The organism is Shewanella sp. cp20 (assembly GCF_000832025.1).
Classification (GTDB): Bacteria; Pseudomonadota; Gammaproteobacteria; order Enterobacterales; family Shewanellaceae; genus Shewanella.
Map to the genome: position 1 here is coordinate 340,080 of NZ_JPII01000007.1, position 15,005 is coordinate 355,084.

A 15,005-nucleotide genomic window follows, 5' to 3' on the forward strand; every position below is an offset into this window, starting at 1 on the left:
ACAAATGGGCTTGGCTCAATAAACAATAAGCAGCTCGGCAAGAATAGAGCTAAGAAGGAATAGAGCTAATAAGGAGTAGAGCATGTGTGGCCGACTCAATGTGATTAGCGATCCCCTGTGCGACTGGGTGTCGGGTCAGCTGGGGATCAAGTTTCACAGCGAGACCAATAGGGATCTCAGGCCCACCCAGCGGGTGGCAACTCTAGCATCCGACGGCATGGCCCTAAACCAGGTCGATGCCAGTTGGGGGATAAAACCCGATTGGGCCAAACGCCTGCTGATCAACGCGCAGGCCGAGACGGTCAGAGAGAAACGCACCTTCGCCCAGGCGTTTGCTCATCACAGGGTTGTGGTGCCCTGTAACGGTTGGTATGAGTGGCAACAGGCGAATGCTGTTAAACAGAAGTATCTGTTTCAGAGGCGTGACGGGCAACCGCTGTTGATGGCGGGGATAGTCTATCCTCAGCTTGATGGTGGTCATGCCCTGGTGACCCTGACCACTCAGCCGATTGCCAGCTGCGCCCCTTACCATCACCGCATGCCGCTGCTTGTCGAGCCGCAGGCGCTGGCCTTCTGGTTTGGCGCTGCGCCCCACGAACTGGATGCACTGCTGAGCTCGCCGGACATCCCCTTGGCTATCACCAGCTGTTAGCTGTCACCCGGGGCGTTTGGGCTTAGCTCAGTTTGTGTCAGCGGGGTAGCTGACTTCATCAAGATGCAACTGTAACCAGAGCTCTAGTAGCGTCACCTGCCAGAGGCGAGAGCCAAAGCGGGTCAGCTGTGCATCAGGGGTTTCGAGCATGGCGTCTATGTAGTCCATGTTGAAAATGCCTCTGGTCCTAGCCTCGGGACGGGCAAAAACTTGTTTGGCGAGTGCTAAGTAGGGGCCTTGCATGTTACGCAGGCCGGGTACAGGAAAGTAGCCCTTGGGTCTGTCAATCACCTGATGGGGGATGAGCTCTCTTGCCACCTGTTTGAGCAGGTATTTACCGCCCTCTTTAAGCTTGAGTTCGAAGGGAATACGGCTGGCCAGTTCGACCAGTTCATGATCTAAGAAGGGCACCCTGGCTTCGAGTCCGAAGGCCATGGTCATGTTATCGACCCGTTTGACGGGGTCGTCGACCAGCATGACCTGAGTATCCAGCATCAGGGTCTTATCGATGGCAAATTGCGCCGGGCATTGAGCAAAGTAGTCGTGCACATATTGCCCCGCATGATCGCCATCGAGCAGTGGTTCGGCGATGAGCTGTCGATATTCAGGGTATTGCCAGGAAAAATACGCGTCTTGATAGGTTTGAGCCTCATTGTCCTGGCCTGCATCGACCATGGGAGGATACCAGTGATAGCCTGCAAAGACCTCATCGGCTCCCTGACCACTCTGAACCACCTTAACGTGTTGGCTAACGGTTTTAGACAGCAGGTAGAAGCCGATGACATCATGAGACACCATGGGCTCAGACATCGCCATTACGCACTCAGGCAGATGAGAGATCAACTCACTATGGCTGACCACTATCTTGTGATGCTGAGTCTGGTAGTGCTCGGCGATCAGATCCGAGTATTTAAATTCATTGCCCAGCTCGTCGGCCACATCATCGAAGCCGATGGAGAAGGTATGGATCTCTTTCTGTCCCAGCTCGTGTAACAGGCCGACTATCAGCGACGAATCTACGCCGCCCGATAGTAGGACACCTACCGGTACGTCAGCCTCCAAACGGCGCTTGGCGCTCTCAAACAGCTTGGCCTTGAGCTGTTGAGACCAGCTCTCCTCTGTCTCCGCTTCCAGGCTGGAACCCGGAGAGAGATGCCAATAAGCTTGTCGGTCAATCTCACCGTCGGCGCTTACAGTCATCCAGTGCGCCGCTTCCAGCTTGTGGATCTGTTTAAATAAGGTCTTATCGCCAACGATGGCGCGAAAGCAGAGATAGTGGTTTAGGGCCTGGGTATCTATCTCTGTATCTGCGGCGGGGTGACGCAAGAGCGCCGGCAAGCTGGAGGCAAATACCAAGCGCTGGCCATCATTGAGATAGTAGAGGGGCTTAATTCCTAACCTGTCTCTGGCAATAAACAGCCGTCCCGTATCCCGCTCATAGATGGCGAAGGCAAACATGCCGTTGAATTTTTCGATACATTGCCGCCCCCAGTGGGCATAGGCCTTGAGAATCACCTCGCTGTCGCTATGGGAGAAAAAGCGGTAGCCCAGCTCGGTGAGTTCGGCACGTAATGCGCGGTAGTTGTAGATGCAGCCGTTAAATACCAGAGTAAGCCCAAGTTCTGAGTCGACCATAGGTTGGGCGCCATGCTCACTCAGGTCGATGATTTTTAAGCGCCTATGGCCCAGGCAGCATCGCCCTTGGCTGTAGAGGCCCTCTCCATCTGGCCCTCTTGGGGCCAGTTTATCCAGCATAGATGCGACCTGGTTAACCTCGGGCGCAGTGGTAAATGAGAGTTCTCCGGCAATCCCGCACATAGTCACTCCTGTGAGATGAAATTAATATCAGTTATAACTATTTACCTTAGTAAAACTCGCTGGCTTCTCAAGTGAAATGAGCGAAAAGAAGTGAATCATTTTAATGTTTTACTAGAAGTGAAATTGCGGAAGCAATCTGAGATGAGGCTGCTACACTTTTAAACAAGTCGAAAATTTGTTTATTTAAAAACTACTGAAGGACTTATGAAAATAGCTATTCTGACAACTAATCAGGTTGATGACGACAATCGATTGGTTGAAGTAGCTCGCGCCAAGGGACATGACGCCTTTTTGCTCGATCTGCGGCAACTGAGTATCGAATTACTTCCAGATAAACCAGAAATTTATTATCAAAATGAATTGATTACGAATCATTTTGATATTGTAATCCCAAGGCTTAACGTCTCCTATACCGATTTTGGTATCAATATTTTGCAGCAGTTTATCTGCGCCGGGATCTATGTCAGTGAGTCGCCAGAGGCCCTGCGACTCGGCCGGGATAAGCTTAAATGTTTGCAATATCTATTGAGTAAGGGGCTGCCATTTCCTGCCACGGCTATCGCCTATACGCCAGAGTATTTGGAGAGTCTGGTTGGCCATCTTAAGCTCCCCTTGGTGGTGAAGCTGATCGAGAGTACAGAGGGCACGGGAGTATTTTTAGCTAAAACTAAAAAGGAGGTCGACAACCTGTGTAAGACCTTCTCTCTGGCGGGCGTTAGCTATCAGATCCAGGAGTTTATTGCTGAGGCGGCCGGGCAAGATATACGAGCCTTCGTGGTGGGGGATTGTGTGGTTGCCGCGATGCAAAGAGTGTCTCAGGATGATGACTTTAGAGCCAATGTCTCCTTAGGGGCTCACTCCGCCGCAGTGGTGTTGACGCCAGAAGAGGAAGAGGTGGTTCTAAGGGCGACCCAAAGCATTGGCGTCAATATCGCCGGGGTTGATTTTGTCCGCTCGTCGCGAGGCCCCTTGCTGCTCGAGATCAATGTTTCCCCCGACTTTACCGGTAAACAGGGACTGGAAAATGTCACCGACTGTAACATTGCCGCCGCGATTATCGATTATACCTTGGGTGAGGCTAAGGGCTTCTATCGGCAGCAAAGCTTGTCTGCCAAGTTGGTGCGGCGTGAGGGAGGCTTACTATGTGCCGATGGCTAGCCTATTCGGGTCGCCCTATATTCTTAGATACCTTAGTGACTCAGCCTAGTCACTCCTTGGTGGCACAGAGCCTGAACAGTGAATTGAATATCAGCCCCGCAGGCGTCTTGTTAAGCACCAATGGTGATGGGTTCGGTATCGGCTGGTACAACCGACGGGTCGAGCCCGGCGTATTTAGGGATGATAAGCCCGCCTGGCATGATGAGAATCTTAAAAACCTCTGTCATCAGGTGGAGTCGCATATTTTCTTTGCCCACATTCGGGCGACTACCACAGGCGATGTACAGCGTACCAATTGCCATCCATTTCAGTTCGAGAACTGGCTGTTTCAGCATAATGGTCATGTGAGTGATTTTGAGAAGATCCGCCGTGAACTCCAGTTGGATATCGCCCCCGAGCTGTTTCCTTATCTGAGGGGCACCACAGATAGCGAGACCTTCTTCATGTTAGCCCTTAGCTATGGTTTGCAGCAGACCCCCAAGTTGGCGTTGCAAAAAATGGTCGAGCGGGTGCTGGTGGCGCTAGAGCGGGTTAATCCTAAGGGCGTGTTAAACCTCTCTTGCGCCCTCTCCGATGGGGACAGGCTATATACGCTGAGGTTCTCCCATAATGAGGAGGCTATGACCCAGTTCTACTCGTCGGATACCGAGTGTATTCAAGATTTTGATGATCAATTCGAGCTGATGCCGCAGGGGAGTATCGTGGTGGTTTCCGAACCCTTAGATAAGGCCAGTGAGAAGTGGAAACCGATTCCAGCTAATACCTTTACCATTATCGAAGAGAATCGGGTGACCAGTGAAGCCTTCTTATGATGAGGCGTCCCCATTTTACAGTTTCACAGTGAGGGCTTACCTGAAGCACTCTCGCCAGTGCTATGGCTGAGATATCCATCTGATTTAAACTATTACCTTCAGCAAAAGCGGACCTAGGCTAAATACCGAAAAGCCTGTTCTATTCGCTTTAGCCCTTGCCGAGTCATAAACCTAGAGTTCACTTGACATCCCCTTGTCTATCACCAGCCGTTAGCGGCTGTGAGGCCTATCTCCTGCGCCTGGGGGACTAATGCGCCATCGGGGCGCGGCTTTGATTCTGGCTGGGTAGGAGGGTGATCTGTGTGTTCCTGGGTGTGTGCCAGCGAGGTTTGTTGCCACTTCATCATCACTTTGGCTAATGCCCCCTGGTGGGAGAGAGTGTCGATGGCCTGATTGACGGCGCTGACCAGTGGCAAATGGTTTGCCTGCTTACTGAACATGAAGTGGATCTGGTTGCTGTCGACCAAGAGACTGAGTGGCGAGAGCACCACGCCATGGGATTGATTGGCCGTATAAGGCAGGGCCATGGCATCGCCAATCAGGATATCGCCTCTGTCATAGGCCAGCATCTGGATCGACTGATTAGTGTTTGGGCTCAGTACCAGCAGGCCTTGATGTGACAGGGTATCTTTTGAGGCCTGGTAGTCGGGGCCATACCAGCCATAGAAGGGGGCCAATAATTTAAGTTGTTGGCTAAAGATATCTTGCCACTTTTCGACGTTTATCTGCTCGGCTCTCTCCGCCTTCACGAAGAGTTTGACCTCTTCACTACGATAGCTATTTGAAAAGTAAGCGTAGTTGGCTCTTTCATCGGTATAGCTGGCACCCATTATGATGTCTAGCATGCCGGTTTGTAACATCTGGTGGGCGCGTTTGGCTGGCATCTTGATGAAGTTGAGGCGACAACCCAGCTGCCGAGCGACCAAGGAGAGCATCTCGACGTCCAGGCCGAGTACCTCGCCCTGTGGAGCTGTCCAGGAGTAGGGCGCCCAGTCGTTGAAACCGACGTTCAACGGCGTTGGACATAGGGAAGCGTCGGCTTGCGCCCAGGCTTGCCAAGGCGGGGTTAACAGCAATATGAGTAAGAGTATTTTTCTGTTCACGCTATTTTTGTTCGCACTGTTTTTATTCAGACTATTTTTGTTCGTACTACTTTCTGTTCGAACTATGGCTGGCTAGGTAGTCGAATGCCTGGTCGATCACTGTGGTTACTGGCGCTCGCGTGATTCGATGCTATCAAGTTAGTGCCTGGGCAAAGGGTGAGCCGCCTCTGTAAGCCTAGTCTTTGCATTTAGCTTCTTCCAGCCAGAGCCTTTAGCTTCTTCCAGCCAGAGCCTTTAGCTGGGGCTCAGAGGCTTTCTTATGATCCTGGTCAATATGGCGCCTATAAGTGCTTAGTATATTAGTTAGGTTTAATGCTTTGCGATGCAGGTATGGGGATAAGGCCGCTATGGGAGAACTGACGGATGCCAAGCTTATTCGGCTGTTAAAGACCTGTATCTTTATCGGGCTTTGCTTGATCGCGCTCGGGATCTATCTGCATAACTTTAGCGACACCATGGAGGCCATGGGGGTGACGGGTATTATCATCAGCGCCGTCTGTGTGGCCTTCGGCATGGTGTTATCGCTACCCACCAAGATGTATCTCACCTTTATCCTGGTAAAGCGTGAGACCGACAGGCAGGATGATTGAGTCGGATTAGCTATTGTATTGGTACAAGCTGACTGTACTTAGGGCCATGGCCAGCTAACGGCCGATTCTTATCTATAGTTAGCAAATGCTGAATTAAAACTCAGTTTTTAACACAAGGTTAAGGTTTTGAAAGGCAAGGTAATTTATACTAGGCTCAAATAGGCCTGCCGAGCAGGCCTTCTTTTTAATCTGGATGACTATAAACGTATCGCTGTTATGTATAGAGATGATCTTCAGGAATATAACCTGACCTCCGCCAAGTACAAGAAGAGCATGCTCTATTCCTTGCTGCTCCTGTTGTTCCTGTCTGCCGTGTTGGCGATTGTCTACCTGACGTCCAGCAACAATATCGCCAAACAGCGGGAGATGCGCCAATATGCCGAGCTTGGCAACATGCAGGCAAACCTGCTTGCCGAGCTGAATATCGTGGGAACGGACTTGGCCTATTATGCCCACAGTGAGCTGGCCATCTCGACCTTGCAAGATAAAGACCCTCAGGCCAAGCGTTACCTTACCTCGCTGATGTTCCAGATCGGTAACCTCTACAAACATTATGATCAGATCCGCCTACTCAGTGATGAGGGCGATGAGGTGATCCGCATCGATCAACTGCGGGACGACAGCCTTTACCTGGTGCCGGACGAGGCGCTGCAGAATAAGGCGGACAGATATTATTTCCGCGAGCTTGCCGGGCTCAGGCCGCAGGAGATCTATGCCTCGCCCTTCGACCTCAATGTCGAGCATGGTGAGGTGGAGCTGCCCTTTAAGCCCACCATACGTTTCGCCACGCCTATCTATGGCCCGGCCGGGGACTTTATCGGTGCAGGAGTGATCAACTATCAGGGTAAAGACCTGTTGCAGATCATCGAAGAGTTGAATGTGCATGAACATGACAAGGCCTATCTGCTTAACGGTAAAGGCTTCTACCTTATGGCAGATCAAGCCGATAAGGAGTGGCGCTTCATGTTCCCCGAGCGTGAGCAGATTAAGTTTGGTGATGACCACCCAGTGGCTTGGCGCAAGATGCAACAGGCGGAGCTGGGCAAGGTCGTGACGGACGATGGCGAGTATTATTTCAGCCGCTTTCAGATGGCGCCGGATTCGCTGTTTACCATAGTGAATAAGGAGAGCGCCTATCTGGTTATGTTCGTGCCCGAGAGTAAGATTCTGGCCACTCAGCAGAATCTCAACAACAGCGCGCTGATCGCCTTCTTGTTGGTGTCCCCCATGTTTGTCTTCCTGGCCTACAAGCTGGCCAGCTCTCAGGTCGAGCAGCAGCGTCTGTTTAGCCAGCTGACCTTCGATGCCCGTCACGATGCCCTGACAGGCCTGTATAATCGCAGCGCCATCATAGAGTATCTGGGCAAGAACATCAGCCAAAGTCGACGCCAAAAGTCCGATCTGGCGGTGAGCTTTATCGATGTGAACGATCTGAAGAAGACCAATGATCTGCATGGTCATGAGGCGGGAGACGATCTGCTCAGGGGCGTGGCCGAGGTGATCAACATGTCGATCCGCAACGGTGACTTTGCCGCACGTATCGGCGGCGATGAGTTTCTGATCGTCTTTGTGGACTGTGACGGCAGATGTGCCAACGATATCATGGAGCGAATTCAGGCCGCTTATGGCGTGATGGGACTGGGTAAGACAGGTAAGGCCTGGAGCCTAAGCTTTGGCTGTACTCAGCTGCTGCATGAGACCGACGATGTGGACAGCATCATAGAGCGTGCCGACAGCCTGATGTATGAACACAAGATGGGACAGAAGAATCAGCAGATGCCCTAGATGGGTCCAAAGGCGGCGCTTAGGCGCCGTCTTTGGCATTAATTCCGGCCATTTGGCCTTTTTCGGTAATTAACCCAAGACTAATGGGGTAAAAACACCGATAATTCCCCTCAATTGTTTCATTCTCAAAAATAGCCTGTTGGGCCTCAGGGCGTTGCAGCGCAGTGGAAAGCACCCCATGGAAATCAAAGTTAATTTTCTCGATAACCTTAGACTCGAAGCCAAGTTCGACGACTTTACCGTTACCGCCGATCAGCCGATCCGTTACAAGGGTGATGGCTCGGCGCCTAGTCCCTTTGATTACTTCCTGGCATCGTCCGCCCTGTGCGCCGCCTATTTCGTTAAGGTCTACTGCAAGGCCCGTGATATTCCCACCGACAACATCCGCCTGTCGCAGAACAATATTGTCGACCCAGAGGATCGCTACAACCAGATCTTCCAGATCCAGGTAGAGCTGCCCGACGACATCTCGGACAAAGATCGAGAGGGGATCCTGCGCTCCATCGACCGTTGTACGGTTAAGAAGGTGGTGCAGACCGGCCCCGAGTTTAAGATTGAGACGGTGGAAAACTTAGACGCCGATGCCAACGCCATGTTGATGGGCCAGCCTGATGGTGACACCAGCACCTATATTCTGGGTAAAGATCTGCCGCTGGAACAGACCATCGCCAACATGACTGGCCTGTTAGCCGATCTGGGAATGAAGATAGAGATCTCCTCCTGGCGTAACATAGTGCCTAACGTCTGGTCGCTGCATATCCGTGATGCGGCCTCGCCTATGTGCTTCACCAATGGTAAGGGCGCGAGCAAGGAGAGTGCCCTCTGCTCGGCCCTGGGTGAGTTTATCGAGCGTCTGAACTGTAACTTCTTCTACAACGATCAGTTCTTCGGCCTGGATATCGCCAATAGTGATTTTGTTCACTACCCTAACGAGAAGTGGTTTGCCCTGACCGATGACGACTCGCTGCCAGAAGGGATGCTGGACGACTACAGCTTGGCCATCTATAACCCGGATGGCGAGCTGTGCGGCTCACACCTGATCGACACTAACTCGGGCAATATCGAGCGCGGTATCTGCACCATTCCTTACAAGCGTCGCTCCGATGGTGAGACAGTCTATTTCCCCTCGAACCTGATCGAGAACCTGTTTTTAAGCAACGGTATGAGTGCGGGCAACAACCTGCAGGAGGCCGAGGTGCAGTGTCTATCGGAGATCTTCGAGCGTGCGGTGAAGCGGCAGATCATCGAGCAAGAGATAGTGCTGCCGGATGTGCCCATGTCTGTGCTGGAGAAGTACCCCAGCATACTGGCCGGCATCAAGGGGCTTGAGGAGCAAGGCTTCCCCGTGGTGGTGAGAGACGCCTCCTTAGGGGGGCAGTTCCCCGTGATGTGTGTGACCCTGATGAATCCTAAGACGGGCGGCGTGTTCGCCTCTTTCGGCGCGCACCCAAGCTTCGAGGTGGCACTGGAGCGCAGCCTGACCGAGCTGCTACAGGGCCGCAGCTTCGAGGGACTCAACGATGTGCCTAAGCCGACCTTCAACAGTATGGCGGTGAGCGAGCCGGAAAACTTCGTCGAGCACTTCATCGACTCGACCGGGGTGATCTCCTGGCGCTTCTTCAGCAACAAAGCGGATTATGCGTTCTGCGAGTGGGACTTCTCCGGCAGCAACGAGGAGGAGGCCAAGGGGCTGTTCGGCATTCTGGAAACCCTGGGTAAGGAGGTCTATGTCGCCGAGTTCGAAGAGCTGGGGGCATCGGCCTGTCGTATCCTGGTGCCTGATTATTCTGAGGTTTATCCTGTCGACGATCTCATCTGGGATAACACCAACAAGGCGCTGGACTACCGCGAAGATATCCTCAACCTGCATCGCCTGAGCGACGATGAACTGGCCGATCTGGTCAATCGTCTGGAAGACAGCCAACTGGATAACTACACGGATATCCGTACCCTGATCGGTATCGTGTTCGATGAAAACACCGTCTGGGGACAGCTGACCATTATCGAGTTGAAGATCCTCATCTATCTGGCCCTGGGCGCTCACGAAGAGGCGCTGGAGCTGGTGGAAGACTTCCTGCAGTTCAACGACAACACTGTGGAGCGCGGCCTCTTCTATCAGGCGATGAACGCCGTACTCGAGGTGACCTTAGATGAAGATCTTGAACTCGAGCACTTCATTCATAACTTCACCCGCATGTTTGGACAGGATGTGATGGAGCAGGTGGTAGGTTCGGTGACCGGCGAGATTCGTTTCTCTGGCCTGACCGAGACCAGCATGGCGCTGGAAGGCATAGAGCCGCACCTGCGTCTCATCGAGAGCTACAAGAAGCTGCATCAGGCGCGTAAGTTAAAAGCGGGTATCTAGCCGGTTTTCTTCTATTTAATGAGCTAAAAAGCGAGCCTAAATGCTCGCTTTTTTGTGCTTGCTGTTTGGTGCTCGCTTTTGGGTGTCGATTAGTCGAGCGGCTAGCCGTTTGCCTTGGCGCAGGCGGCCGCCTTTTGTTGCTGCACTTCGGGGCGCTTGTCCTGCATCGCCTTGAGGATCAACTCGTTACAACGCTTCTGCGCCCGTTGCTGCTCGGAGCGTGAACTTGGCTCGCCTATGTGGGCGATCATAGGTTTAAAGCTGAGGGAGGCGTTACAGTACATGGTCGACAGGCGCCTGCCGTGCTGATTGAGATCGTCACGCCCCGAGAGCTGCTGACACAGACTGGCGAACATGTGCTTGGCCTTGCGGGTGCAGTAGGCATATTGGGTGACATCCTGTTTGATGTCGGCGCAGACACTGTTATCTCGGATTCGCCACAGCTGATGCTGAAAGCCGATAGGGGTGTCTTCATACACCAGGCGCTGACTGACCACACGGGTGTTGGCGGCATCTTCATAGCTGGCGACAATGTTGCTGCTGACCATTTCCAGATAGGCGGCAAACAGCTGGGAGATAGGGTCCATGACTCGTCCTTAAGTGGTTAGCCTTAGCCATTTCCCTGCTAAGGGCTTTTGTTATGCCCTGCTAAGGGCTTTTGTTATGCCCCGCTAAGGGCTTCTGTTATACCCTGCTAAGGGCTTCTGTTTTGTCTATTTATTAAATGTTTGGCCTATAAATTAGGCGGCGATATTTTACGCGATTTATCGATTAGGTGCTAGTGCCAGTGCCGATGACTGTGTCTATGACAGCGCCTGTGACAGTGACTTTGACCGTGCCTGCGCCGAGGGCATAGAGATTTAGGCGAAAAAGCGAATCTCAAGATTCGCCTTTCGGGACAAATATAAGATTAGAGCTTGGGATAAAGTCCGTTTTAATTTGTTTTCGCTAATTTGCGCTATCGGGCATGTTTTATCTGCTCAATACAGGTGTCGGCGTGCTGGTAATCTATGGTGATTGGCGTGATGCCAGCAGGGCTCTGTACAAACAGGGAGGGTAAGCTATTGCCACCGATGGAGCGTGCAAATTGGATTTCGGCCAATAGGGCCTGCTGGGTCGCTTCATGGCGTAAGTCGGCGTTGAATTTGGCCTCATCCAGCCCCAGTTTGTTGGCTAAATCGCTCAGCACGTCATCGTCACTCGGGTTACGCGCCTTAAGATAGTAGGCCTCTTGTATGGCGGTTAGCATCTCGGTTTCGGCTTGTTGAGCGCGGGCGGCCAGTATGGCCCTGCAGGCGGGATAGGTCGCTCGCCTTGGCGTGTTGAGCGCCCAAAACTCATGATTAAACTCTGTGCCTAGCAGGGCCTCGATTCTACGCCAATACGCGGCGATCTGCTGCTGCATTGCTATCGGCATAGGTTGGTCGCTATCTGGCGCGAGTCCGCCAAGCAGATAAACTATCTCAATCTCGCCCGATAGCGCCTGCTCGATTTTCGCCCAGGTGGGCTTGAATCCCCAGCACCAGGAGCACATGGGGTCGTAAACATAATACAGCTTATTCATATCGGGCCGATTCTCTGTCGAAATAGTATGCATACTATCATGGTGTATAGGCATTGAATTGATAACAGCTTATTGAGTGCTGTGGTGGCTCTGGTTATGGCGACTCTTGTTACGGCGACTCTTGTTACGGCGATCGTGCTTGATGAGTTACCACGACCGCCATATTCGCTCGCAATTATGAAAGCAGTTCTTCCACATAGGGACGAACCGCCTCTACGGAGTCCAATTCGTTAGGGATGGCGATGCTGCGATAGCCGTCGCCTAAGAAGGCGCGATCTACCTCAATCAGTACACCTGTCTCCTCGCCGTTGTCGACGAAGCTCACCTCCAGTTCCCTGGCACCGAAGAAGGAGTGTGACGCGGGCTTAAACTCATACTCCTGGTAGCAGGGCAGGTGTGAGGCGAACTCGCGAGCATGGATATAACCCGCCTCGATATCCGTCTTGTAGAGGCGATAGCCCGCCTGCTCGATAAGCTCTAACACCGCCAGCTGGGTGGGTGAGGGCAAGATGGTTAGCGGGTCTTGATCGCTGCCGTCGATACCGTTCTTGATATCCAGGCCTGTCTGCAGCCAGACTTTGCCGATGCGTTGTCCAAAGAGGCGGGTGGCCGGCGTCTCGGGATGCAGATTGAGAGTAAACTGACGTGTGATGGTCTCGCCCGGCGCTATGGTCTGCTTCAGCATCGGCTTCCAGCTCTGCAGCACCATGCTCTTGTGGTATTTTATCTCATCATCGCCGACGCTTTTTTCCGCCTTGGCCTCGGCCATGATGGCAAACTCCAGGCCATTGAGCTCCTGTTCTACTTCACCGCCTGTGATCACCACCTCGATGCGAAAGGGCTCTCCTGCGCGCAGTTGCTCATCGAGCAAAATGGTATCGACGCTGGCCTTGCCTATGCCGACACTGGCTAAGATTTTCTTTAACATTTTCTTTCCTTGAAGGTTTATCAGTCGCGCAGACCCTAACATTGTCCGTTTTGTGCTGCAACTCTGGGTTTGTAATGGTGAGACGGCCTTAAGGCTGGCGTTTATTCGCAATTGCCTTCAGGTGAAAACTGGGCCGTCTCGATCTGCCGCTGAAGCAAGCAGAAGCTGATAGAGGTGTTTGGCTGCAGGTCCTGTTTTCACCCCCTTGGGAAGCGTCAGATGTAATGGAACCTGGTAGCTGTGGGCGTGCTCTAGGTTGAGTACCATGACATCTGGGTCTTGGTATCTCTCTATTACATGGTGAGGCATGCGGCAGTAGCCAAGGCCTTCAGTGACCGCCTGCCAGGCGTGGTCGAAATTTTCTACCGTGATGCGCTGGTTGGATTTTAGCCAGCCGACATCCTGCTGACTTTTTTCGCCTAGATCGCGAATGACTATCTGACGATTGATGGCGAGATCAGCCGTTGTCGGCGAGGAGACTAAGGCGAGGGGGTGCTGTTTGGCGACGACGGGATACAGTTTGACTAAGGCAAAGGTCTCTGAAGGATAGTCTTTGATGGGAAGGTTGATGATTGAGATATCTGCCTGCTCTTCCACCACCATCTGAGTCGTCTTCGATAGCGAGGTTTCGACCACCCTTATTGAGGTGGCGCTATTTTCGGTGAAAAACGCCTGCATCGGCTGAAATAGCCAGCGACGATCACAGAGATGATCGATAGCAACGACAAGCTCCGATTCTAATCCGCTGGCGACTTGGGTACTGAGTTCCTCTAGGGTTTTAGCCTGTTCTAACATGGCATTGGCCCGGCGTAACAGGGATTTGCCTTGGTCGGTGAGTACAGCCCTACGCCCTTCGATGCGCAGTAGTGGCAGATCGAGCTGAGATTCAAGTTTCTTTACGGCATAGATTAAGGTGGTGTGGCTCTTATTCAGGGTCAGTGCGGCAGCCTGAATGCTACCCGCCTTATCTATCTCCAGTAGCGTTTGCCACTGTTCTAGGGTGGTCTTAAGTTTCATTGGTCTATTTTATCTACATTAACTCGCAATATTATGAACTTTAATGTCTAAATTTTACGAGTATTATGGCATTTATCGACGGAAAACGCCTGGTGCGTTTGCCAAAATCCAAGGCCTTAGGGTGGTTGGATTGTCAGAGTGAATGAGTTGAACCATATTTGGAGAGAGATTATGCGTAAATTATTACAGGTGGATTTCGAATTTGAAGGACCATTTGGTCAGCAGATGGCCGAGCAGTTAGTCGGGCTGGCTGAATCAATCAATCAGGAGCCAGGGATGATTTGGAAAATCTGGACTGAGAGTGAGAAGGATAAGTTAGGCGGTGGCATTTATCTTTTTGAAGATGAAGCGTCAGCAAGGGCATATTTGGCTATGCACAGTGCTCGTCTTAAAGAAATGGGTGTTAAAGACGTTCGTGGCCAGGTGTTTGATATCAATATGCCGCTGTCGACGATTAACCGGGCACCTTTGGTCTAAGGAGTTGCAAGATGACGAACAAGTTTTTTTTGAGCCTGCACGGTACCATATACGGCCTGTTTGCCATAGTGCTCTTTTTCCTGCCGTTGCAGGTATGGCCTCTCTATGGGGTGCAGATTCAGGATCAATATGCCTATTTCTTGTCTCAGCATACTAGCATCTTTTTGGGTGGCTTGGCTCTGGTTACTTGGTTGCTCAGAGAAGTTACGCCTGGAGAGGTGGCGAAGAAGCTGATGCTGGCGTTATTGCTGACTAACTTGCTAGGCGTGTTGATCACAGGTTATGCAGGGGTGAAGGGAATATTTGTCGGTTTTGGCTGGAGTGACCCGGTTTTCTTTGCCGTAATGGCCATGTTGTCTGCTTTGCAATATCGCAAGCAGGGAGTGCTCTAGTCCTCGACGGGTTCACATCCAGCCGGACTCAGGGTAGAGTACGCCACATAGAGTTAGGCCTGGGTGCAGGCGCAAAGATGAGAACTAGAGTCATGAGTGATGATAAAGCGGTTATCGATAACCTGGACGATCTTGCCAGCTTTCTGCTGGCAGTGGAAAACGGCGGCCTAGGGCTAGAGGGCGTCGAGGGGGTCGGTATGGCGACCAATAATGCAGATGGCCGCCATTTTGTGGCGGTGTTCGACAAGAACCATAAACTCCTGCATGCCCGCTGGATAACAGACGAAGTGTTCGAGCAGGGTAAAGAGATGGTGCGTCATGGTGTCTCGCGCCACTAAGCAATT

15 protein-coding genes are annotated in these 15,005 nt (G+C 52.1%); 9 read left to right on the forward strand and 6 right to left on the reverse strand.

The annotated features are described in order from the left end of the window. Positions 1–82 precede the first annotated feature (82 nt). A complete protein-coding gene (locus DB48_RS01830; RefSeq protein WP_041508610.1) occupies positions 83–652 on the forward strand; it encodes an SOS response-associated peptidase in 570 nt (189 codons plus the stop codon). 27 nt (positions 653–679) lie between these two features. On the opposite strand, the gene DB48_RS01835 is transcribed toward DB48_RS01830, so the two are convergent. Next, positions 680–2,470 carry an N-acetylglutaminylglutamine amidotransferase gene (locus DB48_RS01835; RefSeq protein ID WP_041508611.1) on the reverse strand — a complete coding sequence of 597 codons (1,791 nt, stop codon included), beginning with the start codon at positions 2,468–2,470 and terminating at the stop codon, positions 680–682. Positions 2,471–2,674: 204 nt separating this feature from the next. Between DB48_RS01835 and DB48_RS01840 the strand changes: the two genes are divergently transcribed. Next, positions 2,675–3,628 carry an ATP-grasp domain-containing protein gene (locus DB48_RS01840; protein WP_041508612.1) on the forward strand — a complete coding sequence of 318 codons (954 nt, stop codon included), beginning with the start codon at positions 2,675–2,677 and terminating at the stop codon, positions 3,626–3,628. Then, positions 3,613–4,440 carry a class II glutamine amidotransferase gene (locus DB48_RS01845; RefSeq protein WP_041508613.1) on the forward strand — a complete coding sequence of 276 codons (828 nt, stop codon included), beginning with the start codon at positions 3,613–3,615 and terminating at the stop codon, positions 4,438–4,440. The genes DB48_RS01840 and DB48_RS01845 overlap by 16 nt, the downstream gene beginning before the upstream one ends. Positions 4,441–4,640: 200 nt before the next feature. On the opposite strand, the gene DB48_RS01850 is transcribed toward DB48_RS01845, so the two are convergent. After that, entirely contained in the window at positions 4,641–5,543 is a 903-nt protein-coding gene (locus DB48_RS01850; RefSeq protein ID WP_160290134.1) for a substrate-binding periplasmic protein, read from the reverse strand. Between the two features lie 356 nt (positions 5,544–5,899). On the opposite strand from DB48_RS01850, the gene DB48_RS01855 reads away from it, so the two are divergent. The 3 genes from DB48_RS01855 to DB48_RS01865 all read left to right on the forward strand — a co-directional run bounded on the left by DB48_RS01855 (position 5,900) and on the right by DB48_RS01865 (position 10,283). Further along, positions 5,900–6,133 carry a hypothetical protein gene (locus DB48_RS01855; protein ID WP_041508676.1) on the forward strand — a complete coding sequence of 78 codons (234 nt, stop codon included), beginning with the start codon at positions 5,900–5,902 and terminating at the stop codon, positions 6,131–6,133. 216 nt (positions 6,134–6,349) lie between these two features. Further along, positions 6,350–7,918 (forward strand): sensor domain-containing diguanylate cyclase, encoded by a 1,569-nt coding sequence (locus DB48_RS01860; RefSeq protein ID WP_041508614.1) that lies wholly within the window; start codon positions 6,350–6,352, stop codon positions 7,916–7,918. 178 nt (positions 7,919–8,096) lie between these two features. Then, the gene (locus tag DB48_RS01865) at positions 8,097–10,283 is read left to right on the forward strand and encodes an OsmC domain/YcaO domain-containing protein (protein WP_041508615.1); all 2,187 of its coding nucleotides are present in this window, start codon (positions 8,097–8,099) and stop codon (positions 10,281–10,283) included. 101 nt (positions 10,284–10,384) lie between these two features. Here the strand turns inward: DB48_RS01865 and DB48_RS01870 are convergent, their stop codons facing one another. The 4 genes from DB48_RS01870 to DB48_RS01885 all read right to left on the reverse strand — a co-directional run bounded on the left by DB48_RS01870 (position 10,385) and on the right by DB48_RS01885 (position 13,792). Beyond that, positions 10,385–10,870, reverse strand: a complete 486-nt coding sequence (locus tag DB48_RS01870; protein WP_052813608.1) for a hypothetical protein — start codon at positions 10,868–10,870, stop codon at positions 10,385–10,387. A 371-nt stretch (positions 10,871–11,241) separates the two neighbouring features. Next, positions 11,242–11,847 carry a DsbA family protein gene (locus DB48_RS01875; RefSeq protein WP_041508616.1) on the reverse strand — a complete coding sequence of 202 codons (606 nt, stop codon included), beginning with the start codon at positions 11,845–11,847 and terminating at the stop codon, positions 11,242–11,244. Between the two features lie 175 nt (positions 11,848–12,022). Then, entirely contained in the window at positions 12,023–12,775 is a 753-nt protein-coding gene (locus DB48_RS01880) for a sporulation protein (protein WP_041508617.1), read from the reverse strand. Positions 12,776–12,892: 117 nt separating this feature from the next. After that, a complete protein-coding gene (locus DB48_RS01885) occupies positions 12,893–13,792 on the reverse strand; it encodes a LysR family transcriptional regulator (protein ID WP_041508618.1) in 900 nt (299 codons plus the stop codon). Between the two features lie 171 nt (positions 13,793–13,963). Between DB48_RS01885 and DB48_RS01890 the strand changes: the two genes are divergently transcribed. The 3 genes from DB48_RS01890 (at position 13,964) to DB48_RS01900 (ending at position 14,999) form a co-directional block, all read left to right on the forward strand. After that, on the forward strand, positions 13,964–14,269 hold the full coding sequence (locus DB48_RS01890) for a monooxygenase (protein ID WP_041508619.1): 306 nt from the start codon (positions 13,964–13,966) through the stop codon (positions 14,267–14,269). Between the two features lie 11 nt (positions 14,270–14,280). Then, positions 14,281–14,661: a hypothetical protein gene (locus DB48_RS01895; RefSeq protein ID WP_041508620.1), complete on the forward strand. Its 381-nt coding sequence runs from the start codon at positions 14,281–14,283 to the stop codon at positions 14,659–14,661. Positions 14,662–14,753: 92 nt separating this feature from the next. Further along, positions 14,754–14,999 (forward strand): hypothetical protein, encoded by a 246-nt coding sequence (locus tag DB48_RS01900; protein ID WP_041508621.1) that lies wholly within the window; start codon positions 14,754–14,756, stop codon positions 14,997–14,999. The last annotated feature ends 6 nt before the right edge of the window (positions 15,000–15,005 follow it).

Bases quoted from the DNA above. Each gene is read 5' to 3' on its own strand.
- DB48_RS01830 (WP_041508610.1), top strand. From the start codon at position 83: ATGTGTGGCCGACTCAATGTGATTAGCGATCCCCTGTGCGACTGGGTG.
- DB48_RS01835 (WP_041508611.1), bottom strand. From the start codon at position 2,470: ATGTGCGGGATTGCCGGAGAACTCTCATTTACCACTGCGCCCGAGGTT.
- DB48_RS01840 (WP_041508612.1), top strand. From the start codon at position 2,675: ATGAAAATAGCTATTCTGACAACTAATCAGGTTGATGACGACAATCGA.
- DB48_RS01845 (WP_041508613.1), top strand. From the start codon at position 3,613: ATGTGCCGATGGCTAGCCTATTCGGGTCGCCCTATATTCTTAGATACC.
- DB48_RS01860 (WP_041508614.1), top strand. From the start codon at position 6,350: ATGTATAGAGATGATCTTCAGGAATATAACCTGACCTCCGCCAAGTAC.
- DB48_RS01865 (WP_041508615.1), top strand. From the start codon at position 8,097: ATGGAAATCAAAGTTAATTTTCTCGATAACCTTAGACTCGAAGCCAAG.
- DB48_RS01870 (WP_052813608.1), bottom strand. From the start codon at position 10,870: ATGGACCCTATCTCCCAGCTGTTTGCCGCCTATCTGGAAATGGTCAGC.
- DB48_RS01875 (WP_041508616.1), bottom strand. From the start codon at position 11,847: ATGAATAAGCTGTATTATGTTTACGACCCCATGTGCTCCTGGTGCTGG.
- DB48_RS01880 (WP_041508617.1), bottom strand. From the start codon at position 12,775: ATGTTAAAGAAAATCTTAGCCAGTGTCGGCATAGGCAAGGCCAGCGTC.
- DB48_RS01885 (WP_041508618.1), bottom strand. From the start codon at position 13,792: ATGAAACTTAAGACCACCCTAGAACAGTGGCAAACGCTACTGGAGATA.
- DB48_RS01890 (WP_041508619.1), top strand. From the start codon at position 13,964: ATGCGTAAATTATTACAGGTGGATTTCGAATTTGAAGGACCATTTGGT.
- DB48_RS01895 (WP_041508620.1), top strand. From the start codon at position 14,281: ATGACGAACAAGTTTTTTTTGAGCCTGCACGGTACCATATACGGCCTG.
- DB48_RS01900 (WP_041508621.1), top strand. From the start codon at position 14,754: ATGAGTGATGATAAAGCGGTTATCGATAACCTGGACGATCTTGCCAGC.